Genomic DNA, 24,267 nt, shown 5'->3' on the forward strand with positions numbered 1-24,267 from the left:
ACAAGAGCCGCGTATGGCGGCTTCGTCCACTGTTTTCTTGTCGCGAATTGTAACGTCGATCCGGCCGTCTGCGTGTGGAAGGTCCCCTAGGGGTCGCCGGAGCGCTTGCTCGAAGCGCCCCGGCGGCCGCTCAGCGGGTTTCGTTGCTGGTGTTGAAGCCGGCTGCCTTGGGCTCGCCGATCTCCTGCTCGCCGGCGAGCGCATGGTCGACATCGTCCTCCAGCGTCTCGAGGTGCATCAGCCGCTTCACGAATGGCGACACCAGCAGCACGGCCACGCCGATGCCGATCGTCCACCAGCCGATGGTGTCGTAGACGGCGAGCGTGCCTTCCTTGGTCATCACGCCGCCTTCGCCCCCGGTCGCCTCGCCGATCTTGCCCGCGACGAACTGGCCGACGGCCGTCATGTAGAACCAGGCGCCCATGATCAGGCTAGCCAGCGTCTTGGGCGAAAGCCGGTTCATGGCCGACAGGCCGACCGGCGACAGGCAGAGCTCACCCGAAGTCTGGAACAGATAGACCAGGAACACGAACAGCACCGGCGTCGCGACGCCCGGGCCGACCGAATTGGCGCCCCAGACGAATACCAGGAAGGCGAAGCCCACCTGGAGCAGGGCCAGGCCGAACTTGGCCGGGGTCGACGGTTCGAGCCCGCGCTTGCCCAGCCACACCCACAGCCAGGCGAAGACCGGGCCCAGCAGCACGATGTAGAGCGGGTTGATCGACTGGAAGATCGACGCCGGCACGCCCTGACGGTCGACATAGCGGTCGGTGTAGAGGTTGAGCGAACCGCCCGCCTGCTCGAACAGGCCCCAGAACACCGGGTTGAGTGCGATCAGGAACAGGATCACCCACAGCCGGTGCCGTGCCTCGCGGTCCACGCGGAACGACTGGAACAGAACATAGCCGAGCAGCGCGAAGCCGCTGACGGCGAGCAGTACCTCGATCACGTCGCGGTACTGGATCAGCGCCCAGGCGACGGCGATCGAGGCGAGGCCGAGGCCATAGAGCACATGCTCGAAGCGGATACCGCCGACCTTGCGCGCCAGCGCCGCAGGATCGGGGGATTCGCCATGGCCCAGCAGCAGCGGTTTGAACCCGACGAAGACGATCAGGCCCAGCAGCATGCCGACACCCGCGGCACCGAAACCGTAGCTCCAGCCGTAGGTCTCGCCCAGCCAGCCGGCCAGGATCGTGCCCAGCGTCGCACCGGTGTTAATGCCGATGTAGAAGATCGTGTAGGCGCCGTCGCGGCGCACGTCGGTGCGCGGATAGAGCTGGCCGACGATCACTGAGATGTTGGCCTTCAGGAAGCCGGTGCCGACGATGATGAAGGCGAGCGCCAGCCAGAAGACGTTGATGGCGGCGCCGCTGTTGCCGCCGCCGTCGCCTTCGAAGCCCATCATCGTGTGGCCGATCGTCAGCAGGATCGCACCGAACAGCACGGCCTTGCGCTGGCCCAGATATCGGTCGGCGAGATAGCCGCCCAGCACCGGGGTGACGTACACCAGGCTGTTGTAGGCGCCGTAGATCAGATTGGCCTCGCCGTCGCTGAACAGCCAGTGCTTGGTGAGGTAGAACACCAACAGCGCGCGCATGCCGTAGTAGGAGAAGCGCTCCCACATCTCGGCGAAGAACAGGACGTACAAGCCCTTGGGATGGCCTGCGAACTCGGGCTTGCTGCTCATCGCGATGGACGCGCCACCGACGAGCAGTACCAACAGAAAGGCAACGGCGATTGCCGGGATGACAGCCACTAGATTCCCCTTTGAAGCCATGGCGGCGCCCTGGTTGCCCGGGCACCTGGCGTGCATGGCGCGCGAGACTAGCGGAGAATCGCGGCGTGCCAAGCAGTTGTTGCCTGCGCGCCATGCCGCTAGGTCCGCTGCATGATCTTCAACGACCGCACCACGCCGCTCTCGCTGCTCGCCACGCGCCGCTCGGGCAAGCCGCGCGAGATGGTCGCTCCCGGCCCCACGCCCGAGCAGATCGACGCGATGCTCGCGCTTGCCGCGCGCACGCCGGACCATGGCAAGTTGGCGCCGTGGCGCTTCGTCGTGGTGCCGGGCGACCGGCGCGCGGCGTTCAACGCGATGCTGGCCGATGCCTATCGCACGGAAAAGCCCGATGCCGGCCGGCTGGAGCTGGATGCGATGACGAGCTTCGGCGTGCCGGCCCCGACCCTGGTGGTGGTGCTGTCCTCGCCCCGACCCGATAGCCACATCCCGCTGTGGGAGCAGCAGATGTCGGCCGGGGCCGCTGCCATGAACCTGCTGCACGCCGCCCATGCCATGGGCTTCGTCGCAAGCTGGATCACGGGCTGGCCGAGCATGTCGCCGACGGTGCGCGACGCGTTCGGCGGCGATCCGGAACGGGTCGTCGGCTTCGTGTTCATCGGCACGGCAGGTAAGCCCCTGGAGGAGCGGCCGCGGCCGGATCTCTCCTCGGTGGTAAGCCGCTGGGACGGCTGAGGGGTGGACGCGCTGCACGGTTGCTGTATTAAGGCAGCATGGCAGTGATCGAGAACGACGACAGCCCCGTCTACCTGAAACTCCGCGCGATCGTGGCAGCCGCCATCCTGCGCGGCGAATATCGGGCAGGGGACCAGCTTCCGTCGGTCCGCGCTTTTGCCGCAGAGCAGGGGGCGAACCCGCTGACGGTCGCCAAGGCGTATCAGACCTTCCAGGACGACGGGTACGTCGAGGTGCGGCGCGGAGTCGGCATGTTCGTGCTGCCCGGTGCCGCCGAACGGCTGCGGCTCGCCGAGCGCGAACGTTTCCTGGCAGCCACCTGGCCGCGGGTGCGCGAGAACATCGCACTGCTCGGCCTGGATCTCCACGACCTGCTCGAGCACGCCTGACGCCTCGTCGGGAACCGCGCACGACTCGGCGACGTTCTCCCCTGTTGATAAAGGGGAAAGATCATGCGGCAGAGCAGCAGTTTCGTGCCCGGCGCGACCGGGTATCGGGTCGCGTACCGGCTATCAGAGACGAACCATTGCCCGGGATGCGGGCAGAGCCACTGGTTCGTCGGCCGCATGTCGGCCGAGTGCGCGTTCTGCCATACCGCCTTGCCGATCAGCGGCGTGCACAGCCTCGGCAACGGGGTGACCCGCACGTCTCCCCGACCGCCGCTCCTGGCGGCCTGACGACCGGCGCGATCGCCTCTTGTCCGCAGGGAGCCCGCAGGATAGCGGCGGTCCCGTGCCGTCGCCTGCCGCCCTGCCGATCCCACGCTGCCTGCCGTACGGCCCCGATGCGGTGGCCGAGGCAGCGCAGCGCATCGCCGATGGACAGTGCGTCGCCGTTCCCACGGAGACGGTGTACGGCCTCGCAGCGGACGCCACGAATGCCGAGGCCGTTGCGTCCATCTATGCCGCCAAGGGGCGCCCCAGCTTCAACCCGCTGATCGTTCACCTGCCCGATCGCACCGCGGCAGAGGCGTTGGCCCATTTCGATGCGTACGCCGGGCGGCTGGCGGACGCTTTCTGGCCGGGGCCACTGACCCTCGTCCTGCCGCTTCGGGAGGATTCGGGGATCGCCTCGCTGGTGACGGCCGGCCTTTCGAGCATCGCCATCCGGGTGCCGGCGCACCGCGCGATGCAGGCGTTGCTTGCCGCGACGGGCAGGCCGCTCGCGGCGCCGTCGGCCAACGCCAGCGGCGGCATCAGCCCAACCCGGGCGGAGCATGTGGTGGCGAGCCTGAACGGGCGTATCCCGCTGGTGCTCGATGACGGCCCGACTGAACGCGGCCTGGAGTCGACGATCCTCGCCTGCACCGATGGTACCATGCGTCTCCTGCGTCCGGGGCCGATCACGGCCGAGCAGGTGGCGGCCGTCACGGGAGCCCTGCCCGGGGCGGCGGGCAGCGGGATTGAGGCGCCGGGGCAACTCGCCAGCCACTATGCGCCCGGCAAGCCGGTGCGGCTCGATGCCACGGCTGCGCAAGCGGACGAGTGGCTGATCGGCTTCGGGCCGGTGGCGGGCGATGACACGCTGTCGGCCGCGGGCGATCTCACCGAGGCGGCAGCGCGGCTGTTCGATTGCCTGCACCGTGCGGATGCAGCGCCGAAGGCGCGGATCGCCGTCGCGCCGGTCACGCGCGAGGGGCTGGGCGTCGCGATCAACGACCGCCTAACGCGCGCAGCCGTCTAAGGCGGCGCGGGAGCTGCCCGCGCCGCCCATGAAGGTCAGGCTGCGGTCGGCGCCGCTGCCTTGGAACGTGCCGCGAAGCTCTTGCGTAGCTTCTGGAGCTTGGGCGGAATCACCGCCATGCAATAGGGGTTCCGCTGGCCTTCGCCTTCCCAATATTCCTGGTGATAGCCCTCGGCCGGGTACCATTCGCCCAGCGGCTCGATCGTGGTGACGATCTTGCCGCCGCTTTCGCCCGCGCGCTCGATACCGGCACGCGCGCGCGCTTCCTGATCGGCGTCGTGCGGGAAGATCGCCGACCGGTACTGCGTTCCGATGTCGTTGCCCTGACGGTTCAGCTGCGTCGGGTCATGCGTCGCAAAGAAGATGTCGAGCATCTCGTCATAGCTGATCTGGTCGGCGTCATAGGTGATGCGGATCGCTTCGGCATGGCCCGTGTCGCCGCCGCACACCTGCTTGTAGGTCGGGTTCGGCACGGTGCCGCCGATATAGCCGCTCTCGACCGACTCCACGCCGATCACGTCGCGGAACACCGCCTCGGTGCACCAGAAACAGCCGCCCGCAAAGGTCGCGACTTCGGTAGCCATCAAACATCTCCTGACAAATCCGCGAGCGCGCGCGGAGGGAATTGGATCGAAAGCGGTGCTTCCGACCGCAGCCCCGCGCGCGTTCGTCGCCTAGAGATAGGAAGGCGCTCGCCCGGCACAATCACCGCTGCTAGGCGTGCGCCCAAAGCAAAGGGGATTGAGCATGCGCGAAGGGTCGATCCTGGTAACGGGCGGGGCAGGGTACATCGGCAGTCATGCCGTGCTGGCCCTGCTGGACGCCGGCTGGCGCGTGGTGGTGGTGGACAATCTCGTGACCGGGTTCGCCTGGGCGGTAGATCCGCGCGCAACGCTGGTCCAGGCGGCGATCGAGGATGAGGATGCGGTGCGTGCCGCCATGCGCGCGCATGATGTCCTGGCGGTCATGCACTTTGCGGGATCGGTGGTGGTGCCGGAATCCGTCGCGGATCCGCTCAAATACTATCGCAACAACACCGCCGCGAGCCGCTCGCTGATCGAAAGCGCGGTTGCCTGCGGGGTGAAGCACTTCATCTTTTCGTCGACCGCCGCGACCTATGGCATTCCCGACCAGGTGCCGATCCGCGAGGACTCGCCCAAGGCGCCGATCAATCCCTATGGCATGTCCAAGCTGATGACCGAGATCATGCTGAAGGACGTCGCCGCCGCGCACCCGATCAACTATTGCGCGCTGCGCTATTTCAACGTCGCGGGCGCGGACCCGCAGGGGCGCTCGGGCCAGTCCACCGCAGGCGCGACGCACCTGATCAAGGTGGCGGTGGAGGCCGCGACCGGCAAGCGCAGCCACGTCTCCGTGTTCGGCACCGACTTCGCGACCGAGGACGGGACCGGGGTGCGCGACTATATCCACGTGTCGGACCTGGCGGCGGCGCACGTACATGCGCTCGACCTGCTGATCGCCGAACCGGGCGAAAGCCACACGCTCAACTGCGGCTATGGCCGGGGCTATTCGGTGAACCAGGTCCTCGATGCCGTCGACCGGGTGACCAACCTGAAGATCGAGCGCCGCATGGAAGGGCGTCGACCGGGAGACCCCGATGCGCTGGTAGCCGACAACCGCGCGATCCTCGCCGCGCTGCCGTGGCGACCGCAGCATGACGACCTGGACCGCATCGTCGCAGATGCGCTCGCCTGGGAACGCGCCCTAGCCGAGCGGGCTGAGGGCTGATCCGCGGCGGGCGGTGCGGGCGAGCAGCGCCAGCTCCACCCGCCACCAGCCGAGCGCCCACAGCGCGCCGAAGATCCAGCCGGCGAGCACGTCGCTCGGCCAATGCACGCCCAGGTACACTCGGCTGACACCGATCAGTGCCACGATCGTCATCGTGGCGCCGATCACGAACAGCCGTACGCGGGCCTGCCGGATCATCGGAAACAGCAGCGTCGCGACCGTCAGATAGACGATGGCGCTGTTCGCACTGTGGCCGGACGGAAAGCTGGCCGAGGTCTCGCGCATCAGATGCTCGACCAGGTCCGGCCGGGCGCGTTCGAACAGCTGCTTGAGCAGCGACACCATGATGCCCCCGCCGATCGTCGCCGCCAGCGTCAGCGCCGCAGTCCGCCAGAGGCGGCGGAGCAGCAGCAGGATCGTCGCAAGCGTCACCACCAGGGTAAGAACCGTTCCGCTTCCAAGCGCCGTGATGTCGCGAGCGATCGACGGCAGCTTGGCGGGGCCGATCGGCACGTCCGGATGGCCCGGCACGCGCATTGCCAGGATCAGCGTCTGATCGAACGCCAGCGCGTCGCCGCGTGCGATCACCGAAGCGAGGAACAGCAATCCAAGCAGGGCGACCGCAACGAGCACGCCCGCGATCAGCGGCCATGGCCGGCGTCCGGATGCACGCGTCTCGTGGCCCAGGGGCAGGAGAGAGGGAGCCATGGCCTGCGTGTCGCAGCCTACACGCGCCGAGGCAATCGGGGACGGAGGAGAAAGCCGGTTTCGGCGAGGGAGCGCAGCGGCGTTGCGGGGAAGTGGTGGGCTCGCCGGGATTCGAACCCGGGACCTACAGATTAAAAGTCCGTTGCTCTACCGACTGAGCTACGAGCCCTCACCATTCCGTCGTTGCAAACGCGATCCGCCTGGGAAACGCCCCACGACGCGGTACGTGCCGCGCGCCCTACGGAGCCGAAGCCGCCGGGTCAACCGCCCGGGCGCGTCGCAGTCTCTGCGCGAGCTGGCGAATACGGAGCCCGCTTACCGGGTCGCGCCAGTCGGGCACGAGTTGCGCGAGGGGGGTGAGCACGAAATCACGGGTTCGGAATGCCGGATGCGGAACGACGAGGCCGCGGCTCGCCCAGGGCCCCCCCGACCAGAGCACCAGGTCGAGGTCGAGCACCCGCGTTCCCCAGCGCCGCCCGCGCCGCCTCCCGAAGCTGCGCTCGATCGCCTTGCACCGCGCCAGCATCTCGGGCGGAGAGAGCGGGCTTTCCACCAGCGCGACCGTGTTGGCGTAGCGCCGCAGCGAGGGGCCGAGCGGCGCGCTGCGGATCACCGGCGCGACGGCGACCACGCCGCCCAGCGCCTCCAGCGCGGCCCCTACCTCACGCTCCGGGCTGCCGTGACGGCCACGGCGATTGGACCCGATCGCGATCGCATAGCTTGCCCTTGCCATGCCCTCGCGCCTACCGCAGCCCCATGTCTGCTGCCAGTCCGCTTCGCGCCACCGAACCCCCTCATGATTGCCCGCTCTGCCCCCGCCTAGTGGCTTTTCGCGAATCGCTGCGGCAGGAGTATCCGGACTGGTGGAACGCGCCGGTGCCTGCGTTCGGCGATCCGGATGCCTGGCTCGGAGTCATTGGCCTCGCACCGGGCAAGCATGGCGCCAACCGCACCGGGCGGCCCTTCACCGGAGATTATGCTGGGGCGCTGCTCTACGACACGCTCGCCAAGTTCGGCCTGTCCGAGGGGGTGTTCGACGCCCGGCCCGACGACGGGCTGGAGTTGAAGGGCGTGATGCTCGTCAACGCGGTGCGCTGCCTGCCGCCGGAGAACAAGCCGACGCCGGAGGAGATCCGTACCTGCCGCCCCTTCCTGGAGGCGCCGATCGCCGCGCTGCCGCGCGTGCGCGTGTTCGTGGCGCTCGGCCAGATCGCCCACCAGTCAGCGGTGAAGGCGCTCGGCGGAAAGCTGCCTAAGGCCAAGTTCGGCCACCTCGCCGAGCACCGCATGCCCGACGGCCGGATCCTGATCGATAGCTACCACTGCTCGCGCTACAACCAGAACACCGGCCGGTTGACCCAGCCGATGTTCGAGGCGGTGTTCGAGCGGGCGCTGCAGCTGCGCGACGCGGTCGCCGCCTGACGCTGCGGCGTCAGATGTCCTGGGTCAGCCGGCCGTAGAGTTCCGGCCGGCGATCGCGGAAGAAGCCGAAGGCGGCACGGTGGCGCGCCACGCGATCCAGGTCGAGCGTGGCGGTGATGACGCCCTCTTCCTCGCGGTCCAGCTCGGCCAGGATGTCACCGCGCTCGTCGCAGATGAAGCTGGTGCCGTAGAAGGTCTGGTCATGCTCGGTGCCGACGCGGTTGGCGGCGATCACGGGCACGACGTTGGACACGGCATGGCCCACCATCGCGCGGCGCCACAGCCGGGCGGTGTCGAGGCTGGTGTCGTGCGGCTCGCTGCCGATCGCGGTGGGGTAGAAGAGCAGCTGCGCGCCCATCAGCATCATCGCGCGCGCGGTCTCGGGATACCATTGGTCCCAGCAGACGCCGACGCCGATCTTCGCGGCGGGGCCGTCCCACACCTTGAACCCGGTGTTGCCGGGCCGGAAGTAGAACTTCTCTTCGTATCCCGGGCCGTCGGGAATGTGGCTCTTGCGATAGACGCCCTGGACCTTGCCCTCGGGGCCGATCATCGCGAGCGAGTTGTAATAGTGGGGGCCGTCCGCCTCGAAGAAGCTGGTCGGGATGTGGACCTTGAGCTCGGCGGCGAGCGCCTGCATCGCCAGCACCGCCTTGTGCTCGCCGACGGGCTTCGCGTTGGCGAACAGCCCCTCGTCCTCGACGCGGCAGAAATACTCGCCCTCGAACAGTTCCGGGGGCAGGATCACCTGCGCACCCTTCGCATGCGCCTCCCGCACCAGGCGAGTGACGTTGGCGATGTTCGCATCGATGTCGTTGGAAAAGGCGAGCTGCAGCGCGGCGACGGTGATTTCGGTCATGCCGCGCTATGTAGTCGAACTGGCCCGCGTTGCCAGAGGCGGATACGGGCGCGGCGACGGACCGCCGCGCCCGAACGCAATCAGCGGCTGGGGATCTGCTGGCTGATGCAGTGGAAGCTGCCGCCGCCCGTCAGGATGTGGTCGGCGCGCAGGCCCACCACCTTGCGATCGGGGAAGATCCCGGAGAGAGCCGCCACCGCCGCGTCGTCGCTCGGCTGACCATAGACCGGCACCACCACGGCGGCGTTGCCGATATAGAAATTCATGTAGCTCGCCGGGATCACCTCGTCCTCGGACTCGACTCGGCCGGGGGAGGGGATGCGGACGAGCTCGACGCCCGCCGCCCGCGCGCGCTCGGCCGCGTCCCGGTACACGTCGGCATTGGGATCGTCCTCGGCCGGTTCCGGGATCGCGAGGCGGTTCGGGCCGACGAAGCGGGCCAGGTTGTCGACATGGCCGTCGGTATGGTCGTTGAGCAGCCCGTCGCCCAGCCACAGGAAGCGGGTGTAGCCCAGGTCGGCGCGCAGCAGCGCCTCCGCCTTGTCGCGGGTGAAGCCCTCGCCGTTCCGGTTCGGGTTCAGCAGGCACTGCTCGGTGGTGACGACCAGGCCCGTGCCGTCGCCGTCGATGGCCCCGCCCTCGATGATCCAGTCGTGGGTCTCGGCCGCGATCCCGCGCTGGCGCGCGAGCCCCGCGCCGACGCTGTTGTCGCCCGGCAGGTCGTACTTGCCGCCCCAGCCGTTGAAGGCGAAGTCGTGGGCCTTGCCGTCGCCGTCCAGGATCGCGCCGGTGTCGCGCAGCCAGATGTCGCCGAACGGCTCCACCACCACCTCGGCGGCATCGCCCACCATCGCGCGCGCGGCGGCGGCGGCTTCCTCATCCGCTGCGACCAGCAGCACGCGCTCGCCGGCGCCATCCGCATGGACGGCCCGCGCGAAGGCGGCGACTTCCTCACGCGCAGGTTCGAGGTCTTCGAGCCAGAGTTCGGGATGGCTGGGGAAGCCGATCCAGACGGCATCGTGGCGGGCCCATTCGGCGGGAGGAGGCGTAGTCATGGTCGCGTCCTTAGCGGGGGGTGCAGGAGCGGAAAAGGGCTGGCGGCGGTGTTCGGCGAGTCCGCGGCCAAGATCGCTTGCGCCGCTCTCGGCTGCCCGACATCTTGATGTCAGAACGAGGGGGGATGTTCAGATGAGGCTTGTGGATTGGCTGGCCGGTGCATCGTTGTTGTGCGCCGGTGTTTCGGTGTCGGCACAGGAAGCCGCGACCGACGCGGAGGGGCAGCGGCTTGCCGCAGCGTTCGGGTCGCGTGAACAGGTGCAGCAGATCAGCATCTCGCCGGATGGGAGCAAGGTGGCGATGCTGATGCCCGCGGGCAAACGGGGCACTCGCCTGGTGATCGGCGACCGCCGGACCGATGAGGCGCCCAAGTCGATCTTGGCGTCGAGCGGCGAACCCGAGCAGCTGACGCACTGCTTCTGGTCCACCAACCAGCGCATCGTCTGCGGCATCTATTCGGTGGCATCCGGTTCCGAATTGCTCGGGTTCACGCGCCTGGTCTCGCTGAACAGCGACGGCGGCGGCATGAAGGTGTTGAGCGCTCGTACATCCAGCCGCGCCCTTGCCGCCATGTACGACGGCGGACGGCTGATCGACCGTCTTGCCGAAGCGGAAGGCGGTACCGTGCTGATGACGCGCTCGTTCGTGCCGGAGAGCACGGCCGGGACGCTGCTGGCAAACCGAACGCAGGGATTGGGGGTCGAGCTGGTCAACACGACGACCCTGGCGCGCAAGGTCGTGGAGCAGCCGCGCGCGAATGCCGTCGATTATGTCAGCGACGGGCATGGCTCCGTGCGGATCATGGGTATTCAGTCGACCCGTGCCTCGGGCTACGACGGCAACCAGATCAGTTACTCCTATCGGCTACCCGCAAGTCGCGCCTGGCAACCGCTGAGTACGCTGGACCTGAACAGCAGGGCCGGATTCAACCCGTCCGCCGTCGATCCCGATCTGAACGTCGCCTATGGCTTTGACCTGAACGACGGCCGCAAGGCCCTCTACCGGGTTGCGCTGGATGGCAGCGGAAGCCGCGAGTTGGTGGTCGCCCGGCCGGACGTCGACGTGGACGGGCTGTTGACGATCGGGCGGCACTCGCGCGTGGTCGGGGCGAGCTTCGCCACCGATCGTCGAGAGGCGGTGTTCTTCGACCCGCAGCTGAAGGCGCTGCAGGGTGCCTTGAAGAAGGCGCTGCCGCACCAGCCGCTGGTGACGTTTCTGGACGCGAGCGCAGACGAGAACCAGCTCCTCCTACTGGCCGGCGGCGACGTCGAACCAGGCACCTATTATGTCTATGACAAGCGGACGCGCGCGCTGGAGCAGGTCCTGCCGGCGCGCCCGGAGCTTGCGAACACCGTGCTCGCGCCGGTGAAGGCGATTACCTTCCCCGCAACGGATGGCACGCCGATCCCGGCCTATCTCACGCTGCCCGTAGGCGGAGCGGCGAAGACCGTGGGCGCCATCGTGCTTCCGCACGGAGGCCCGGGAAGCCGGGACGAATGGGGCTTCGACTGGCTGTCCCAGTTCCTTGCCGCACGCGGCTTTGCGGTGCTGCAGCCGAACTTCCGCGGGTCGGCGGGCTATGGTGATGCCTGGTTCCAGAAGAACGGCTTCCAGTCGTGGCGAACGGCGGTGGGAGACGTCAACGATGGCGGCCGCTGGTTGGTGCAGCAGGGCATCGCCAAAGCCGACAAGCTTGCCGTGCTGGGATGGTCCTATGGCGGCTATGCCGCGCTTCAATCCGCAGCGCTGGATCCCGCCTTGTTCAAGGCGATCGTCGCGATTGCGCCGGTGACGGACCTCGATCGGCTCCGTGAGGAATCGCGCTTGTTCACCAATTTCATGTTGGTGGACGCCTTTATCGGCCATGGCCCGCATGTGCGTGAAGGGTCGCCCGCACAGAACGCCGCCCGCATCCAGGCGCCGGTGCTGCTGTTCCATGGCGATCTCGATCGCAACGTGGCCGTTGGCGAGTCACGTTTCATGGCGGACCAGCTTCGGGGCGCCGGGCGCAAGGTCGACTATGTCGAGTTCAAGGGGCTCGATCATTATCTGAACGACAGCGAGGCGCGTACGCGCATGCTCGCGCAGACGGACGGCTTTCTGCGCACCAGCCTGAAGATCGACCAATAGAAAAAGGGCGGCCCCCAGGGCCGCCCTCTTCTTTGTCTTGCCGGTGGGCCGCGGCGGGTGCCGCGGTCCGGAACCGATCAGCGCGAGTAGAACTCGACGACCAGGTTCGGCTCCATCTTCACCGGGTACGGCACCTCGTCGAGGGTCGGCACGCGGGTGAAGGTGATCTTTGCGGCGCCGTCGGGTGCGACATAGTCGGGGATGTCACGCTCGGCCAGGCTCTGCGCCTCGAGCACCAGCGCCATCTCCTGCGCCTTGCTGCCCAGCGTGATCTCGTCGCCCGGACGGACGCGGCGCGACGCGATGTTGCACTTCACGCCGTTGACGCGGATGTGGCCGTGGCTGACGATCTGGCGAGCCGCCCAGATGGTCGGTGCGAACTTGGCGCGATAGACGATCATGTCCAGGCGCTGCTCGAGCAGGCCGATCAGGTTCTGACCGGTGTCGCCCTTCATGCGCGACGCTTCTTCATAGGTGCGCTTGAACTGCTTCTCGGTCACGTCGCCGTAATAGCCCTTGAGCTTCTGCTTGGCGCGCAGCTGGATGCCGAAGTCGGACATCTTGCCCTTGCGGCGCTGGCCGTGCTGGCCCGGGCCATACTCACGCTTGTTGACCGGGCTCTTCGGGCGGCCCCAGATGTTCTCGCCGAGACGACGGTCGAGCTTGTACTTGGCGCTGTGGCGCTTCGACATTTGGTATTCCTTGCAACTGCAACAACGGTGATCCGCCCCGAAGGAGTGGATCGCGAATCCCGGTTTCTCGCGCTGCTGGGATCGAGACGATCGGCAGGGCTGCCGCTTCACCGGGGTGCGGAGCCGATTGCGAAGGCGCGCGCCTAGCCGCAGCAGGGGGCATGAGTCAAGCTGGACAGGCCGTCTGGACACGTCGGGGGCCGCCCGCCTAGGCACGCGGCATGACGATCCTTTCCGGCCCCGATTGCACCACCATGCGCGAAGTTCGCGCCGGCGTCGACCAGCTCGATCGCGAGCTGGTGGCGCTCCTCGCCCGCCGCTTCGCCTATATGGATGCCGCCGCCCGTATCAAGCCGGAGCGCGGCCATGTCCGCGACGAAGCGCGCAAGGCGGAGGTCATCGCCAACGCCCGTGCCGAGGCGGCTCGGCTGGGCGTGCCCGAGGACGTGATCGGCGCGCTGTGGGAGCAGCTGGTCGAGGCGTCGATCGCCTATGAACTGGCGGCCTTCGACCGGTGCTAGGTTACCGCTGGCGCGGCCGTGCGAGGGTCGACAGCACGCCGCGCAGCGTACGCACTTCCTGCGAATTCCAGCCCGGCTTGGTCAGCAGCGTGCGCAGTGTCCGGCGCGTGGCGGGCGCACGATCGGGCGGAAAGAAATAGCCGCCAGCCTCCAGCATCCCGTCGAGCTGCGTGATCATGCCCTCCAGCTCTTCCTGCGGGGCCGGGGGATCGAGCTCGGTCTCGGGCGGGCTCGCAAGGTCGGCGCCCTTGGACCACTCATATGCAACCAGGATCACCGCCTGGGCGAGGTTGAGCGAGCCGAACTCCGGGTTGATCGGCACGGTGACGATGGTGCGGGCCAGTGCCACGTCGTCGGTTTCCAGCCCCGAGCGTTCCGGCCCGAACAGGATCGCGGCGCGGCCGGCATCGCTGCGGATCGCGCGGGCGGCCTCTTCCGGCGTGACGACCGGCTTGGTGACACCGCGCTTGCGGACCGTGGTTGCGAAGACGTGGCTGCAATCGGCCACCGCATCGGCAACGGTTTCAAACACCTGCGCTTTTTCCAGCACCACGTCGGCGCCGCTCGCGGCCGGCCCCGCCTGCGGATTGGGCCAGCCGTCGCGCGGGGAAACGAGGCGCATCTCCACCAGCCCGAAATTGAGCATCGCGCGCGCGGCCTTGCCGATGTTCTCGCCCAGCTGCGGGCGCACCAGCACGATGACGGGGGGTGGGGTGATCAAGGTGGGTTTCTCCGTTTGGTTCGAGCGAGCGTCGAGCGAAGCCGAGACGCGCTGTCGAGAACCGGCTGCCGCAGACACGCCGTCCCAGTCGGTCCGGAACAGCGCCTCCTTCTTTTTGCGCGACCAGTCCTTGATCTGCTGCTCGCGGTCGAGTGCGTCGATCCGCGTTGGGAAGCTCTCGCTCCACATCAGTTCGACCGGCCGGCGGTCGTGGGTATAGCCGGGGAAGCTGCCTGCCTGATGCTGGGCGAGCCGTGTTTCCAGACTGTCGGTTTGGCCGGTGTAATAGGTGCCGTCGGCGCATCGTAGGATGTAGACGTGGAACATCGACGGCTTCCTCTGCTGGCCCGGGTTCTCGACTTCGCATCTCGACAGGCTCGATGCGGCTCGAACCAAACGGAGGTATAAACGTCAACGGGGCGACGGGAGAGCGCTACTCCCGCCCCACCTCGGCCACGTTCCCCGCGAACTCCTCGAAGTCCCGCGCCTCGCGGAAGTCCTTGTAGACGCTCGCGAACCGGATGTACGCGACCGAGTCGAGGCCCTTGAGCGCCTCCATCACCATCTCGCCGATGCGCTGGGCGGGCACTTCGCCGTCGCCGGTGGTTTCCAGCTGGCGTTGGATGCCTGAGACCAGCCGTTCGATCTGCGCCTGTTCGACCGGGCGCTTGCGGGTCGCGATCGCGACTGAACGAAGCAGCTTCTCGCGATCGAAGGGTTCGCGACGGCTCTCGCTTTTCAGCACCCACAGCTCGCGCAATTGGATGCGCTCGAAGGTGGTGAAGCGTGCGGCACAGGCCTCGCACTGGCGGCGCCGCCGGATAGCCGCCCCATCTTCGGTGGGGCGGCTATCCTTTACCTGGCTCGCATCATTTCCACAAAAGGGGCAGCGCATTCAGATCCGCTTCTTGCCCTTGAGATAGGCGTAGCCGGCGCCGGCCGCGGCGCCGATCACCGGGCCGATGAAGGGCAGGGGGATTGCGACGACGGCGCCGAGTGCGCCCCACTTCGCCATGCTCTTGCCGAGCGCCTTCTTCTGCGTGTCGGTCGAATAGTCGGTCATGATCAGCCTCCGTAGATCGGGAACCGAGCACACAACGCGCGAACCCGCTCGCGGACCCCCGCTTCGACCGCGGGATCGCCCGCCTCGCCCTTGGCGGCCAGGCCGTCGAGCACGTCGGCGACCATGTTGCCGATCTCGCGGAACTCGGCGGTGCCGAAGCCGCGGGTGGTCCCCGCCGGCGAACCGACGCGGATGCCGCTGGTCTTGACCGGGGGCAGCGGGTCGAAAGGGATGCCGTTCTTGTTGCAGGTGATGCCCGAACGCTCCAGCGCCTCGTCCGCATCGCGGCCGGTCACGCCCAGCGGGGTGAGGTCGATCAGCGCCAGATGGGTGTCGGTGCCGCCCGACACGACGTCGCTGCCGCGCTCCTTGAGGGTCGCGGCCAGCACCTTGGCGTTTTCCACCACCGCGGCGATGTAGCTCTTGTACTCCGGCCGCAGCGCCTCACCGAAGGCTACCGCCTTGGCGGCGATCACGTGCATCAGCGGCCCGCCCTGGAGCCCCGGGAACACCGCCGAGTTGATCTTCTTCGCGATCGCCTCGTCGTCGGTCATCACCATGCCGCCGCGCGGGCCGCGCAGCGTCTTGTGGGTGGTGGTGGTGACGACATGGGCGTGGCCGAACGGGGTCGGGTGCAGCCCGGCCGCGACGATGCCCGCGAAGTGCGCCATGTCGACCATGAACTTCGCGCCCACCTCGTCCGCAATCGCGCGGAAGCGGGCGAAGTCGATGTGGCGCGGATAGGCGGAGCCGCCCGCGATGATCAGCGTCGGCTTGTGTTCCTTGGCGAGCCGCTCGACCTGGTCATAATCGATGAGGTGGTCTTCCTGGCGCACGCCGTACTGGACCGCGTTGAACCACTTGCCCGACATCGCTGCCTTGGCGCCGTGGGTCAGGTGGCCGCCGGCATCCAGGCTCATGCCCAGGATGGTGTCGCCGGGCTTGGTCAGCGCCAGCATCACCGCGCCGTTCGCCTGCGCGCCCGAATGCGGCTGGACGTTGGCGAAGCCGCAGCCGAAGATCTGCTTTGCGCGCTCGATCGCCAGCGTCTCGACCTCGTCGGACGGCGCGCAGCCCTGGTAGTAGCGCTTGCCGGGATAGCCCTCGGCGTACTTGTTGGTAAATACCGAGCCCTGCGCCTCGAGCACCGCCTTCGAGACGATGTTCTCGCTGGCGATCAGCTCGATCTGGGTCTGCTCGCGGTTGAGCTCATGCTCGACGCCGGCGAACACGGCCGGGTCGACCTCGGCCAGGCTGCGGGTGAAGAAACCGTCGGGCTGGACCTGGTGGGTCTGCGGATTGCTGCTCATGAATGCGCCTCCTGGGGCTCGGGCTGGCCGGTCGCGCGAGCCTTTAGGATGCCGCGCGCGCGAAGGCTACCCGTTGTTGCCCCAAATAGGCGCGCGTCAGCCCAGGGTAGGCTTGCTCAGCTTGTCGACGCGACGCTGGTGGCGCTCGCCGCCGAAGGGTGTGGCCAGGAACGCCTCGATGCACGCCTTGGCCATCTCGACGCCGACCAGCCGTGCGCCCATCGCCAGCACGTTGGCGTTGTTGTGTTCGCGTGCGAGCCGCGCCGACAGCGGCTCGTTCACCAGCGCGCAGCGGCAGCCCACATGCCGGTTCACCGCGATCGAGATGCCGATGCCGGATCCGCACAGTGCGATCCCGAAGTCCGCTTCCCCGCCGCTCACCGTGCGGGCCAGCGCAAAGCCGTAATCGGGATAATCGACGCTGGCCTCGCCCTCCGGTCCCAGGTCCACGACCGCATGGCCGGCATCGCGCAGCCAGGCGACGAGCGACGCCTTCAACGCCACGGCAGCGTGATCGGAGGCGAGGGCGATGCGGTACGTCATGGGACAGGCCTTGAAGATCGGTGGTCGCTGCTGCCTAGCCGTGCGGCCGCGTGAAGGCTAGACAGGCCGCCCAACGCGGGAGGAACGCGATGCGCCGAACGATCTGCTTGTCGATGCTGGTGTTGCTGGCCGGATGCGAACAGCGCGCGGAGCGCCGCGCCGAAGGGGAAGCCGTCGAACGCGCGGTCCACAACAGCGGCCATGTCGCGCCGCAGGAAGCGCCCTCGGAAACGCCGACGCCTACACCCACGCCCACGCCGGCCCCGACGGTGGCGGATGCCGCGGCGACAGACGCATGGATCGGGCGCTGGCGTGGCGTCGAGGGGCTGAACCTGGTGATTTCCGCCGACAGCCAAGCAGGCCCCGGCCACTACACGCTGGAGATGCAATATTCGCTGGACGACAAGGGTGTGTTCCAGGGAGTGGCCGCCGGGGACACGATCCGCTTCACCCGGCCGGACGGGCCGCAGACGCTACGCGCCAGCGACGGCGAGGCGACCGGACTCAAGTGGCTGGCCGACAAGAAGGACTGCCTGACGGTGAAGACGGGCGAGGGCTATTGCCGCGACTGACGCCGCTCTGAGCGCCGTCCACCACTTCGCGCTTCACCCCCGGCCCCGCATCCTCTAATCGGCGCGGTTCCATGACCGACGAACCGAACGCGAAGCGCGACTGGCGCGACACCGTCTTCCTGCCGAAGACCGACTTCCCGATGAAGGCGGGGCTTGCCGCCAAGGAGCCGGCGATCCTCGATCGCTGGGCGCGCATCGGGCTGTACGATCGCCTGCGCCGCGAGCGTGCCGGCCGCGAGCGGTTCATCCTCCACGACGGCCCGCCCTACGCCAACGGCGACATCCACATGGGCCATGCGATGAACAAGGTCCTGAAGGACATCATCGTCCGATCGCAGACGCTGATGGGCAAGGACGCGCCCTATGTGCCGGGCTGGGACTGCCACGGTCTTCCGATCGAGTGGAAGATAGAGGAGCAGTATCGTGCCAAGAAGCGGTCGAAGGACGAGGTCCCGCCGGCCGAGTTCCGGGCGGAATGCCGCGCCTATGCCGCGCATTGGGTCGACGTGCAGAAGGGCCAGTTCCAGCGGCTGGGCGTGCTCGGCGACTGGGAAGACCCGTACCTCACCATGAAGTTCGAGGCCGAGGCGACGATCGCGGGCGAGCTGCTGAAGTTCGCCGAATCGGGCCAGCTCTATCGCGGCGCCAAGCCGGTGATGTGGAGCCCGGTGGAAAAGACCGCGCTCGCCGAGGCCGAGGTCGAGTATGAGGACATCACCTCGACCCAGATCGATGTTGCGTTCGAGATCGTCGAGGCGCCGAACGCGCCCGAGCTGGTCGGCGCGCATGCGGTGATCTGGACGACGACGCCGTGGACGATCCCGGTGAACCAGGCTTTGGCGTACGGGCCGGAGATTGAGTACGGCGCATACTGGATGGCTGGCGAGGAGCGCACCATTCTAGTGCTCATCGCGACGGCGCTGAAAGACGACTTCGAACGTCGTACAGGCCTGCGCAATGAAGACCGCGACGATAAGCCGCACTGGACCTTCAAAGGCTCCCAGCTCGCCGACGCCATCGTCCGCCACCCGATGCACGCGCTTGGCGGCTTCTTCGCAAAGCCCCGCCCGATGCTGCCGGGCGATTTCGTCACCACCGACGCAGGTACCGGCCTCGTCCACATGGCGCCGGACCATGGCGAGGACGACTTCGCGCTGTGCAAGGCCTATGGCATCGACCCCGTGTTCGCGGTCACCGGCGACGGCAAGTATCGCGACGACTGGGCCTGGCTCGGCGGCCAGGGCAGCGTCATCAACCCCAAGTTCACCGCCTCGGGCAACGGCGCCAAGCTGGAGGAAGGCCCGATCTGCCGCGGCCTGCGCGAAGCGGGCGCGCTGCTCGCCGCGTCGGACGACTTCCGCCACAGCTATCCGCATAGCTGGCGCTCCAAGGCCAAGGTGATCTTCCGCGCGACGCCGCAGTGGTTCATCCCAATGGACGCGGCGGCAGGCGACGCGGTGGAACAGGGCGCGGAAACCGCGTCCGGCAACGGCGCAACCCTGCGTGAACTCGCCCTCGACGCGATCGAACAGACCCGCTTCGTGCCGGAAAAGGGCCGCAACCGCATCGCCTCCATGGTGTCGGGCCGCCCGGACTGGGTCATCAGCCGTCAGCGCGCCTGGGGCGTGCCGATCGCGCTCTACGTCCACCGCCAGACCGGCGCCTATCTGCGCGATCCGGCGGTGAACGCGCGCATCCTTGATGCCTTCCGTGCAGGGGGCGCCGATGCCTGGTTCCAGGCCGACCACCAGGCGCTGCTCGGCGCGGACTATCGCCTCGAGGACTATGAAGTCGTCACCGACATCCTCGACGTGTGGTTCGACTCGGGCTCGACCCACGCCTTCGTGGTCGAGGCGCGCTATGGCGCCGGCACCCGCGCGAACCTCTATCTCGAAGGGTCGGACCAGCATCGCGGCTGGTTCCAGTCGTCGCTGCTGGAAAGCTGCGGCACCCGCGGCCGCGCGCCCTATGAGGCGGTGCTGACCCACGGCTTCGCGCTCGACGGCAACGGCCGCAAGATGTCGAAGAGCCTGGGCAACGTCGTCGATCCGCTGAAGGTGATCGGCGAGTCGGGTGCGGACATCCTGCGCCTGTGGATCGCGCAGACCGACTATTTCGAGGACGTCCGCATCGGCAAGGAGGTGCTGGCGGGCACCGGCGACACCTATCGCAAGCTACGCAACACCTTCCGCTACCTGCTGGGCGCGCTCGATGGCTTCACCGACGAAGAGCGAGTCGCGGTGGCCGACATGCCCGAGCTGGAGCGCTACGTGCTCCACCTGCTCGGCAAGCTCGACGTCGAGCTGCGTGCCGCGGCCGAAGCGTACGAGTTCAACCGCTACGCGCGTGCGCTGACCGACTTCGCCAACGAGGATCTGTCGGCGTTCTTCTTCGATATCCGCAAGGATTCGCTCTACTGCGACGCCGCGGACGATCCCAAGCGTCGCGCCTATCGCACCGTGCTCGACCTGCTGTTCCACGCGCTGGTCCGCTACGCGGCGCCGATCCTGGCCTTCACCGCCGAGGAAGTGTGGCAGGCGCGCTTCCCCAGCGAGGACGGCTCGGTCCACCTGCTCGAATGGCCCGAACTGCCGCCGCTGCCTGCCGACGACGCGGTCTCGACCAACTGGGACGACGTCCGGCGCCTGCGCGAGCGGGTGACCGAGGCGATCGAGCCGCTTCGGCGCGAGAAAATCGTGCGCTCCAGCCTGGAGGCCGAAGTCACCGTTCCCGAACTGCCGCTTCCCGAGGACGCGCTCGCCGAGGCGTTCATCGTCGCTTCAGTGGCGAAGGGGGAGGGTGACAATGACGGCGTGGGCGTGGTCCGCACCCATCGCCACAAATGCGGTCGCTGCTGGCGCCACCTGCCGGAAGTTGCAGTGGACGATGCGCTGTGCCACCGCTGTACCGAGGTAGTATCCTGATGCAACGCACCCGCCTTCACGGCTTCCTGCTCGCAGGGCTGATCTTCATCGTCGACCAGGCGGTGAAGTTCGTCGTCACCGGTCCCTTGGGCGTGTCCCGGCCGGGCGACGAACGCATCCTGCTGCCGATCTTCGACCTGCGCTTCGTGCCCAACGTCGGCGTCTCCCTGGGCCTGTTGCCCGCCGACAGCAGCGTGATGCGCTGGCTGCTGGTGCTGCTCACCGCCGCGATCGCGAGCGGCGTCGCCTGGTGGATGCTGCGCGAAAAGAGCCGGCCGGACCTGTTCGCGCTCGGCCTGGTGCTGGGTGGAGCGCTCGGCAACATTCTGGACCGGGTGCGCTTCGGCTATGTGGTCGACTTCCTCGACCTGCACTTCGGGACGTGGCGCCCGTTCCTGATCTTCAACGTCGCCGATGCCGCCATCACCATCGGCGTGCTGATCCTGCTTGTCCGCGCGGTGCTGGTGCGCGACAAGCCCGCCGAAACGCCCGCTGGGGAGAAGGTAAATGCGTAAACTTCATGCCGCCGCGAGCGTCGCGCTCGCCCTTGTTCTCGCGGGCTGCGGCTCGTCGGGGCTCAACCGCGCGCGTCCGGACGAGTTCGCGGTGGCGCGCCAGGCGCCGCTGGTGATCCCGCCCGACTATGCGCTGGTGCCGCCGCAGCCCGGCGCGCCGCGTCCGCAGGAAGTCGGTGCTTCGACTCAGGCGCTGCAGGCGATGTTCGGCGGCCAGGCGCAGCGTAGCGCGAGCGAGCGCGCGGCCCTAACCCAGGCGGGCGGCAACGACGCGGCCGATGCCGGCATCCGCTCCGGCCTGGCCGATCCGGACACCGCCGTGGTGGACAAGGGCTCGACGACCCAGGACATCATCGCGGCACCGGAAGGTGACGGTCAGGCAGCGCGCACCACGCCCTGATCCGGTAGCCACCGTTGGTGACATAAAAGGGCCGCGACGTGAGTCGCGGCCCTTCTTTTTTGACCCGTCCTGGTGAGAGCTGAGCGATCAGAAAGCAGCGGTCAGCGAAACCACCACGGTGCTCGCCGCGATCGGGCTGCCGTCCTTGGTCTTGGAAAAGCCGGAGCCCAGATACGCCGACTCGCGACGGGTGATGTCGGTGTCGACATAGGCCACGCCCAGCGTCAGCTGGTTCCAGGTGGCGTCCACCCCCAGCAGCCAGTCGAAATACTCACCCGTCGGCGACAGGCTGGTGCCGTTCGGGCCCAGGCCCGGGTTGCCGTTCGAATAGCCGATGTGCGCCTTGGCCGTCAGCGGCGTGTTGGGAATGCCGACGGTCCCGTCGCCAGACAGGTAGAGGTTGTCGTCGCGATCGCCATCGGGATGCGCCATGAAGTTGCCGAGCGAGGTCTGCTTGGGTGCGTAGAAGACGCCCGCCGTCAGGTTCGCCGGGCCGGCGGTGCCGGAGACCTTGCCATAGAGCTCGACTACGTCGGTCTCGTCCGCCCCACCGGGGTAGGTGTACCAGGTGACGCCCACGTCATAGGCCGCGTTGCCGACCTCTCCCTTATAGCCGGCGACCAGGTCCAGCTCGATATTGGCCCCGCCAAAGGTGCCCCAGCCCGCAAGGTTGGAGCCCCAGGTGGCGATGTAGAACCCGCTCTCATGCGCGATGGTGATGCCACCCTGGAGCGCGACTTCCTTGTCGCTCTGCGAGACACCGCGGAAGCGATAGTCGGACGCGACGCTGGCGCTGCCGCTGACCGTGATCGGCTGGGGAGGGTCGGTTTCCTGCGCCCAGGCAGGCGCGATGCTGCCGACAGCGGCGAAGATCGAAACAAGTATGTTGGAGAAGCGCATCGTGACCCCCTTGAGGTGATGGTTCTCCTCCTGCTTGCGCCCTGGGGTGTCGTCCGCACCCCCTGTGACGCGACACGAAGGTGCCGATCAGAGGGTGCGGACACAACGCTTGTTTCGTCAATGTCGCGTTTTGGGACCGGAATGTTGCGTTGCAGCAACAGGCAGTGATCAGCGTAGTTCCAGGATCGCGTCCACTTCCACGACTGCACCGAGCGGAAGCACCGGGACACCGACCGCACTGCGCGCGTGCTTGCCGGCCTCGCCGAATACCGCGACCATCAACTCGGAGGCGCCGTTGGCGACCTTCGGCTGGTCCGTGAAGCTGCCCGCGCTGTTCACGAACACGCCGAGCTTCACCACCCGCGAAACGCGATCGAGGCTGCCCAGCGCCTTTTCAGCCTGGGCCAGCAGCATCAGGGCGCAGCGCCGCGCCGCTTCGACGCCATAGTCCAAATCCCGGTCCTCACCGAGCCGGCCGGTCATCAGCGCGCCGTCCAGGAACGGCAGCTGCCCGGAGATGTGGAGCAGCCCGCCGGCCTCGACCGCCGGCACATAGGCGGCGACGGGCGCGGCCGCTTCAGGGAGGGTGAGGCCGAGTTCGGCCAGCTTCGCGGGGATGTCGGTTGCCATGGCGTGGGTCATCCCGCGGGGCCGGGCGGGGGTCAAGCCTCCGCCGGCGATCCCGCGTCGAAGCGTGCCGTGATCCACGCCGCGGCGTCCCGCCAGTCGTCGATCCGGGCGTGCGCAGCCGGGGCAGGGGGCACGTGCGGGGCAAGGCTGGGCTCCGACACCATGTGCAGCCGGTGGACGCCCGGGGCATGCTGCGCGACCGAATCATGGTGTGTCGGCAGGTCGTCGACGAAGACCGTGACCGGGCTGCCGTGCTCCGCCACCAGTCGCGCCACCGGCTCGCCCTTCGGCCCCTGGTTGCATTCGACACGGTGGACGATGCCATGGGTGGAGAGCTGGGTGATCCGCGACTCGCGGCAATGATCGCGCAGGTTGGTGAGGATGACGATCTCCGCGCGCTGCCCGAGCGCCTCCAGCGCCTCCGCAGCGTGCGGCACCAGGGTCTGGCGGTCCATCTCGGCGGGGAAGAAGCCGTCGATCAGCGACCACATCCGCTCCCGCGTGACGAGTTCGCCGTCCGCGCGGTGGCGCATCGCCTTTTCGAAGCTGCCCTCCGCCAGCTGCAGGTCAATGTCGTGGTCGGTGTCGAGCCAGTCCCGGAAGTGACGCACCATGTGGAGCAGCACTTCGTCGCAGTCGCAGATCAGCAATCGCTTCATGGTCGCTCCAGCACGCGCCTCGCGCGGGTCAGTTCCTCGGGCCCCACCTGCAAGCTCTCGGCACAGGCGATCAGGTCGGGTTCGTGATTCTCGAGATAGCCGATCACCGCCGCCAGAAAGGCAGGGGTGTCGGCCCGCGCCCGCAGGACGTCCGGCGTGATCCCCGTCACGTCCAGGAAGCGACGCGCCCGCTCCGGATCGGCCAGCACCCAGCTCAGCGCGCCGAGCGACAGCGTCGCCGCCGCTTCGGCGTTTGTCTCATGGGGCGCCATGCCGTAGTACCTCGGGGATCAACAATCGGGTCTTGGACGTGACAAAAAGGGTACTCGTTGTCGAGGACAACGAACTCAATCTGAAGCTGTTTTGCGACCTGCTGCGGGCGCACGGGTTCGTGACCGAGCCGGTGCGCGACGGACGTGAAGCGGTGGCGCGCGCGCGCGTCTTCGCGCCGGACCTGATCATCACCGACATCCAGCTGCCGCACATGACGGGCCTGGAGCTGATCGGGCGCCTGAAGCTGGACGCGAAGCTGCGCAACATCCCGATCATGGCGGTGACCGCCTATGTGGGGCGCGAGGACGAAGAGCGTATCCGCGCGGCGGGCGCGAACGCGTATGTCACCAAGCCGATTTCGGTGGTGCGCTTCGTCGGGGAGGTGCGGGCACTGCTGCCGCGTCAGGCCGACGAATCGGCGGACGCGGCGCTGGCCGGCTGAGACCGCTCCGCTGGCGCGGAGCGGC

General features: G+C 68.0%; 29 protein-coding genes and 1 tRNA gene. 13 read left to right on the forward strand and 17 right to left on the reverse strand.

All coding sequences use genetic code 11. From position 1 onward, the window contains the following. Positions 1-130: 130 nt before the first annotated feature. The gene (locus EDF69_RS05095; RefSeq protein WP_132882451.1) at positions 131-1,777 is read right to left on the reverse strand and encodes a peptide MFS transporter; all 1,647 of its coding nucleotides are present in this window, start codon (positions 1,775-1,777) and stop codon (positions 131-133) included. A gap of 114 nt (positions 1,778-1,891) precedes the next feature. Here EDF69_RS05095 and EDF69_RS05100 point away from each other — a divergent pair, with 114 nt between their 5' ends. From EDF69_RS05100 to EDF69_RS05115, 4 genes are all read left to right on the forward strand, one after another. After that, the gene (locus EDF69_RS05100) at positions 1,892-2,470 is read left to right on the forward strand and encodes a nitroreductase family protein (protein ID WP_132882495.1); all 579 of its coding nucleotides are present in this window, start codon (positions 1,892-1,894) and stop codon (positions 2,468-2,470) included. Between the two features lie 38 nt (positions 2,471-2,508). Continuing rightward, positions 2,509-2,859 (forward strand): GntR family transcriptional regulator, encoded by a 351-nt coding sequence (locus EDF69_RS05105; protein WP_132882452.1) that lies wholly within the window; start codon positions 2,509-2,511, stop codon positions 2,857-2,859. A gap of 63 nt (positions 2,860-2,922) precedes the next feature. Then, entirely contained in the window at positions 2,923-3,147 is a 225-nt protein-coding gene (locus tag EDF69_RS05110; protein WP_125959132.1) for a hypothetical protein, read from the forward strand. Between the two features lie 55 nt (positions 3,148-3,202). Beyond that, positions 3,203-4,153, forward strand: coding sequence for an L-threonylcarbamoyladenylate synthase (locus EDF69_RS05115; protein WP_165889976.1), 951 nt, complete (start codon positions 3,203-3,205; stop codon positions 4,151-4,153). A 35-nt stretch (positions 4,154-4,188) separates the two neighbouring features. Here the strand turns inward: EDF69_RS05115 and msrA are convergent, their stop codons facing one another. Further along, positions 4,189-4,737: a peptide-methionine (S)-S-oxide reductase MsrA gene (gene msrA, locus EDF69_RS05120; RefSeq protein WP_132882453.1), complete on the reverse strand. Its 549-nt coding sequence runs from the start codon at positions 4,735-4,737 to the stop codon at positions 4,189-4,191. A gap of 163 nt (positions 4,738-4,900) precedes the next feature. Here msrA and galE point away from each other — a divergent pair, with 163 nt between their 5' ends. Further along, a complete protein-coding gene (gene galE, locus EDF69_RS05125) occupies positions 4,901-5,902 on the forward strand; it encodes a UDP-glucose 4-epimerase GalE (RefSeq protein ID WP_132882454.1) in 1,002 nt (333 codons plus the stop codon). Here the strand turns inward: galE and EDF69_RS05130 are convergent. The 3 genes from EDF69_RS05130 to folK form a co-directional block, all read right to left on the reverse strand. Beyond that, complete coding sequence (locus EDF69_RS05130; RefSeq protein WP_132882455.1) at positions 5,879-6,610, reverse strand: phosphatase PAP2 family protein; 732 nt, start codon at positions 6,608-6,610, stop codon at positions 5,879-5,881. The two genes, galE and EDF69_RS05130, sit on opposite strands and share 24 nt — an antisense overlap. Before the next feature lie 93 nt (positions 6,611-6,703). Continuing rightward, positions 6,704-6,779 (reverse strand) — tRNA-Lys (locus tag EDF69_RS05135). Positions 6,780-6,848: 69 nt separating this feature from the next. Next, a complete protein-coding gene (gene folK, locus EDF69_RS05140) occupies positions 6,849-7,343 on the reverse strand; it encodes a 2-amino-4-hydroxy-6-hydroxymethyldihydropteridine diphosphokinase (protein ID WP_132882456.1) in 495 nt (164 codons plus the stop codon). A 23-nt stretch (positions 7,344-7,366) separates the two neighbouring features. On the opposite strand from folK, the gene EDF69_RS05145 reads away from it, so the two are divergent. Next, complete coding sequence (locus EDF69_RS05145) at positions 7,367-8,032, forward strand: uracil-DNA glycosylase (protein ID WP_132882457.1); 666 nt, start codon at positions 7,367-7,369, stop codon at positions 8,030-8,032. Positions 8,033-8,042: 10 nt separating this feature from the next. Here the strand turns inward: EDF69_RS05145 and aguB are convergent, their stop codons facing one another. Next, a complete protein-coding gene (aguB, locus tag EDF69_RS05150) occupies positions 8,043-8,891 on the reverse strand; it encodes an N-carbamoylputrescine amidase (RefSeq protein ID WP_132882458.1) in 849 nt (282 codons plus the stop codon). Between the two features lie 80 nt (positions 8,892-8,971). After that, the gene (locus EDF69_RS05155) at positions 8,972-9,946 is read right to left on the reverse strand and encodes an agmatine deiminase family protein (RefSeq protein WP_132882459.1); all 975 of its coding nucleotides are present in this window, start codon (positions 9,944-9,946) and stop codon (positions 8,972-8,974) included. A gap of 133 nt (positions 9,947-10,079) precedes the next feature. Between EDF69_RS05155 and EDF69_RS05160 the strand changes: the two genes are divergently transcribed. After that, positions 10,080-12,077: an alpha/beta hydrolase family protein gene (locus EDF69_RS05160; RefSeq protein ID WP_132882460.1), complete on the forward strand. Its 1,998-nt coding sequence runs from the start codon at positions 10,080-10,082 to the stop codon at positions 12,075-12,077. A 77-nt stretch (positions 12,078-12,154) separates the two neighbouring features. Here the strand turns inward: EDF69_RS05160 and rpsD are convergent, their stop codons facing one another. After that, the gene (gene rpsD / locus EDF69_RS05165; protein ID WP_125959123.1) at positions 12,155-12,769 is read right to left on the reverse strand and encodes a 30S ribosomal protein S4; all 615 of its coding nucleotides are present in this window, start codon (positions 12,767-12,769) and stop codon (positions 12,155-12,157) included. Positions 12,770-12,990: 221 nt separating this feature from the next. On the opposite strand from rpsD, the gene EDF69_RS05170 reads away from it, so the two are divergent. After that, positions 12,991-13,290, forward strand: a complete 300-nt coding sequence (locus EDF69_RS05170; protein WP_132882461.1) for a chorismate mutase — start codon at positions 12,991-12,993, stop codon at positions 13,288-13,290. Between the two features lies 1 nt (position 13,291). On the opposite strand, the gene EDF69_RS05175 is transcribed toward EDF69_RS05170, so the two are convergent. The 5 genes from EDF69_RS05175 to rpiB all read right to left on the reverse strand — a co-directional run bounded on the left by EDF69_RS05175 (position 13,292) and on the right by rpiB (position 16,927). Next, the gene (locus EDF69_RS05175) at positions 13,292-14,338 is read right to left on the reverse strand and encodes a TrmH family RNA methyltransferase (protein WP_132882462.1); all 1,047 of its coding nucleotides are present in this window, start codon (positions 14,336-14,338) and stop codon (positions 13,292-13,294) included. Between the two features lie 106 nt (positions 14,339-14,444). Next, on the reverse strand, positions 14,445-14,906 hold the full coding sequence (nrdR, locus tag EDF69_RS05180; RefSeq protein WP_132882463.1) for a transcriptional regulator NrdR: 462 nt from the start codon (positions 14,904-14,906) through the stop codon (positions 14,445-14,447). Further along, positions 14,907-15,074, reverse strand: coding sequence for a hypothetical protein (locus EDF69_RS05185; RefSeq protein ID WP_165889977.1), 168 nt, complete (start codon positions 15,072-15,074; stop codon positions 14,907-14,909). It lies immediately after the preceding gene. Between the two features lie 2 nt (positions 15,075-15,076). After that, positions 15,077-16,384 carry a serine hydroxymethyltransferase gene (gene glyA, locus EDF69_RS05190; RefSeq protein WP_132882464.1) on the reverse strand — a complete coding sequence of 436 codons (1,308 nt, stop codon included), beginning with the start codon at positions 16,382-16,384 and terminating at the stop codon, positions 15,077-15,079. Between the two features lie 96 nt (positions 16,385-16,480). After that, positions 16,481-16,927 carry a ribose 5-phosphate isomerase B gene (rpiB, locus tag EDF69_RS05195; protein WP_132882465.1) on the reverse strand — a complete coding sequence of 149 codons (447 nt, stop codon included), beginning with the start codon at positions 16,925-16,927 and terminating at the stop codon, positions 16,481-16,483. Between the two features lie 89 nt (positions 16,928-17,016). On the opposite strand from rpiB, the gene EDF69_RS05200 reads away from it, so the two are divergent. The 4 genes from EDF69_RS05200 (at position 17,017) to EDF69_RS05215 (ending at position 21,338) form a co-directional block, all read left to right on the forward strand. Continuing rightward, positions 17,017-17,499: a hypothetical protein gene (locus tag EDF69_RS05200; protein ID WP_132882466.1), complete on the forward strand. Its 483-nt coding sequence runs from the start codon at positions 17,017-17,019 to the stop codon at positions 17,497-17,499. Positions 17,500-17,570: 71 nt separating this feature from the next. Next, the gene (gene ileS / locus EDF69_RS05205) at positions 17,571-20,423 is read left to right on the forward strand and encodes an isoleucine--tRNA ligase (RefSeq protein WP_132882467.1); all 2,853 of its coding nucleotides are present in this window, start codon (positions 17,571-17,573) and stop codon (positions 20,421-20,423) included. Further along, positions 20,423-20,938 carry a signal peptidase II gene (gene lspA / locus EDF69_RS05210; protein WP_125959116.1) on the forward strand — a complete coding sequence of 172 codons (516 nt, stop codon included), beginning with the start codon at positions 20,423-20,425 and terminating at the stop codon, positions 20,936-20,938. Before ileS ends, lspA begins: the two co-directional genes overlap by 1 nt. Continuing rightward, positions 20,931-21,338: a DUF3035 domain-containing protein gene (locus tag EDF69_RS05215; RefSeq protein WP_132882468.1), complete on the forward strand. Its 408-nt coding sequence runs from the start codon at positions 20,931-20,933 to the stop codon at positions 21,336-21,338. The genes lspA and EDF69_RS05215 overlap by 8 nt, the downstream gene beginning before the upstream one ends. Positions 21,339-21,425: 87 nt before the next feature. On the opposite strand, the gene EDF69_RS05220 is transcribed toward EDF69_RS05215, so the two are convergent. From EDF69_RS05220 to EDF69_RS05235, 4 genes are all read right to left on the reverse strand, one after another. After that, entirely contained in the window at positions 21,426-22,238 is an 813-nt protein-coding gene (locus EDF69_RS05220) for a TorF family putative porin (RefSeq protein WP_132882469.1), read from the reverse strand. A gap of 168 nt (positions 22,239-22,406) precedes the next feature. Beyond that, positions 22,407-22,868, reverse strand: a complete 462-nt coding sequence (locus EDF69_RS05225) for a RidA family protein (protein ID WP_132882470.1) — start codon at positions 22,866-22,868, stop codon at positions 22,407-22,409. A gap of 32 nt (positions 22,869-22,900) precedes the next feature. Next, positions 22,901-23,527 carry an HAD family hydrolase gene (locus EDF69_RS05230; protein WP_132882471.1) on the reverse strand — a complete coding sequence of 209 codons (627 nt, stop codon included), beginning with the start codon at positions 23,525-23,527 and terminating at the stop codon, positions 22,901-22,903. Continuing rightward, on the reverse strand, positions 23,524-23,799 hold the full coding sequence (locus EDF69_RS05235) for a DUF3572 domain-containing protein (RefSeq protein ID WP_132882472.1): 276 nt from the start codon (positions 23,797-23,799) through the stop codon (positions 23,524-23,526). The genes EDF69_RS05230 and EDF69_RS05235 overlap by 4 nt, the downstream gene beginning before the upstream one ends. A 38-nt stretch (positions 23,800-23,837) precedes the next feature. Between EDF69_RS05235 and EDF69_RS05240 the strand changes: the two genes are divergently transcribed. Next, positions 23,838-24,242 carry a response regulator gene (locus tag EDF69_RS05240; RefSeq protein ID WP_132882473.1) on the forward strand — a complete coding sequence of 135 codons (405 nt, stop codon included), beginning with the start codon at positions 23,838-23,840 and terminating at the stop codon, positions 24,240-24,242. The last annotated feature ends 25 nt before the right edge of the window (positions 24,243-24,267 follow it).

The sequence above is a fragment of the Sphingomonas sp. JUb134 genome (assembly GCF_004341505.2).
In the GTDB taxonomy this organism is placed as follows: domain Bacteria; phylum Pseudomonadota; class Alphaproteobacteria; order Sphingomonadales; family Sphingomonadaceae; genus Sphingomonas.

What these genes read in the sequence shown, in the direction of transcription:
- EDF69_RS05095 (WP_132882451.1), bottom strand. Translation starts at nt 1,777, where the DNA reads ATGGCTTCAAAGGGGAATCTAGTGGCTGTCATCCCGGCAATCGCCGTT.
- EDF69_RS05105 (WP_132882452.1), top strand. Translation starts at nt 2,509, where the DNA reads ATGGCAGTGATCGAGAACGACGACAGCCCCGTCTACCTGAAACTCCGC.
- EDF69_RS05110 (WP_125959132.1), top strand. Translation starts at nt 2,923, where the DNA reads ATGCGGCAGAGCAGCAGTTTCGTGCCCGGCGCGACCGGGTATCGGGTC.
- msrA (WP_132882453.1), bottom strand. Translation starts at nt 4,737, where the DNA reads ATGGCTACCGAAGTCGCGACCTTTGCGGGCGGCTGTTTCTGGTGCACC.
- galE (WP_132882454.1), top strand. Translation starts at nt 4,901, where the DNA reads ATGCGCGAAGGGTCGATCCTGGTAACGGGCGGGGCAGGGTACATCGGC.
- EDF69_RS05130 (WP_132882455.1), bottom strand. Translation starts at nt 6,610, where the DNA reads ATGGCTCCCTCTCTCCTGCCCCTGGGCCACGAGACGCGTGCATCCGGA.
- folK (WP_132882456.1), bottom strand. Translation starts at nt 7,343, where the DNA reads ATGGCAAGGGCAAGCTATGCGATCGCGATCGGGTCCAATCGCCGTGGC.
- EDF69_RS05145 (WP_132882457.1), top strand. Translation starts at nt 7,367, where the DNA reads ATGTCTGCTGCCAGTCCGCTTCGCGCCACCGAACCCCCTCATGATTGC.
- aguB (WP_132882458.1), bottom strand. Translation starts at nt 8,891, where the DNA reads ATGACCGAAATCACCGTCGCCGCGCTGCAGCTCGCCTTTTCCAACGAC.
- EDF69_RS05155 (WP_132882459.1), bottom strand. Translation starts at nt 9,946, where the DNA reads ATGACTACGCCTCCTCCCGCCGAATGGGCCCGCCACGATGCCGTCTGG.
- EDF69_RS05160 (WP_132882460.1), top strand. Translation starts at nt 10,080, where the DNA reads ATGAGGCTTGTGGATTGGCTGGCCGGTGCATCGTTGTTGTGCGCCGGT.
- rpsD (WP_125959123.1), bottom strand. Translation starts at nt 12,769, where the DNA reads ATGTCGAAGCGCCACAGCGCCAAGTACAAGCTCGACCGTCGTCTCGGC.
- EDF69_RS05170 (WP_132882461.1), top strand. Translation starts at nt 12,991, where the DNA reads ATGACGATCCTTTCCGGCCCCGATTGCACCACCATGCGCGAAGTTCGC.
- EDF69_RS05175 (WP_132882462.1), bottom strand. Translation starts at nt 14,338, where the DNA reads ATGTTCCACGTCTACATCCTACGATGCGCCGACGGCACCTATTACACC.
- nrdR (WP_132882463.1), bottom strand. Translation starts at nt 14,906, where the DNA reads ATGCGCTGCCCCTTTTGTGGAAATGATGCGAGCCAGGTAAAGGATAGC.
- EDF69_RS05185 (WP_165889977.1), bottom strand. Translation starts at nt 15,074, where the DNA reads ATGACCGACTATTCGACCGACACGCAGAAGAAGGCGCTCGGCAAGAGC.
- glyA (WP_132882464.1), bottom strand. Translation starts at nt 16,384, where the DNA reads ATGAGCAGCAATCCGCAGACCCACCAGGTCCAGCCCGACGGTTTCTTC.
- rpiB (WP_132882465.1), bottom strand. Translation starts at nt 16,927, where the DNA reads ATGACGTACCGCATCGCCCTCGCCTCCGATCACGCTGCCGTGGCGTTG.
- EDF69_RS05200 (WP_132882466.1), top strand. Translation starts at nt 17,017, where the DNA reads ATGCGCCGAACGATCTGCTTGTCGATGCTGGTGTTGCTGGCCGGATGC.
- ileS (WP_132882467.1), top strand. Translation starts at nt 17,571, where the DNA reads ATGACCGACGAACCGAACGCGAAGCGCGACTGGCGCGACACCGTCTTC.
- lspA (WP_125959116.1), top strand. Translation starts at nt 20,423, where the DNA reads ATGCAACGCACCCGCCTTCACGGCTTCCTGCTCGCAGGGCTGATCTTC.
- EDF69_RS05215 (WP_132882468.1), top strand. Translation starts at nt 20,931, where the DNA reads ATGCGTAAACTTCATGCCGCCGCGAGCGTCGCGCTCGCCCTTGTTCTC.
- EDF69_RS05220 (WP_132882469.1), bottom strand. Translation starts at nt 22,238, where the DNA reads ATGCGCTTCTCCAACATACTTGTTTCGATCTTCGCCGCTGTCGGCAGC.
- EDF69_RS05225 (WP_132882470.1), bottom strand. Translation starts at nt 22,868, where the DNA reads ATGGCAACCGACATCCCCGCGAAGCTGGCCGAACTCGGCCTCACCCTC.
- EDF69_RS05230 (WP_132882471.1), bottom strand. Translation starts at nt 23,527, where the DNA reads ATGAAGCGATTGCTGATCTGCGACTGCGACGAAGTGCTGCTCCACATG.
- EDF69_RS05235 (WP_132882472.1), bottom strand. Translation starts at nt 23,799, where the DNA reads ATGGCGCCCCATGAGACAAACGCCGAAGCGGCGGCGACGCTGTCGCTC.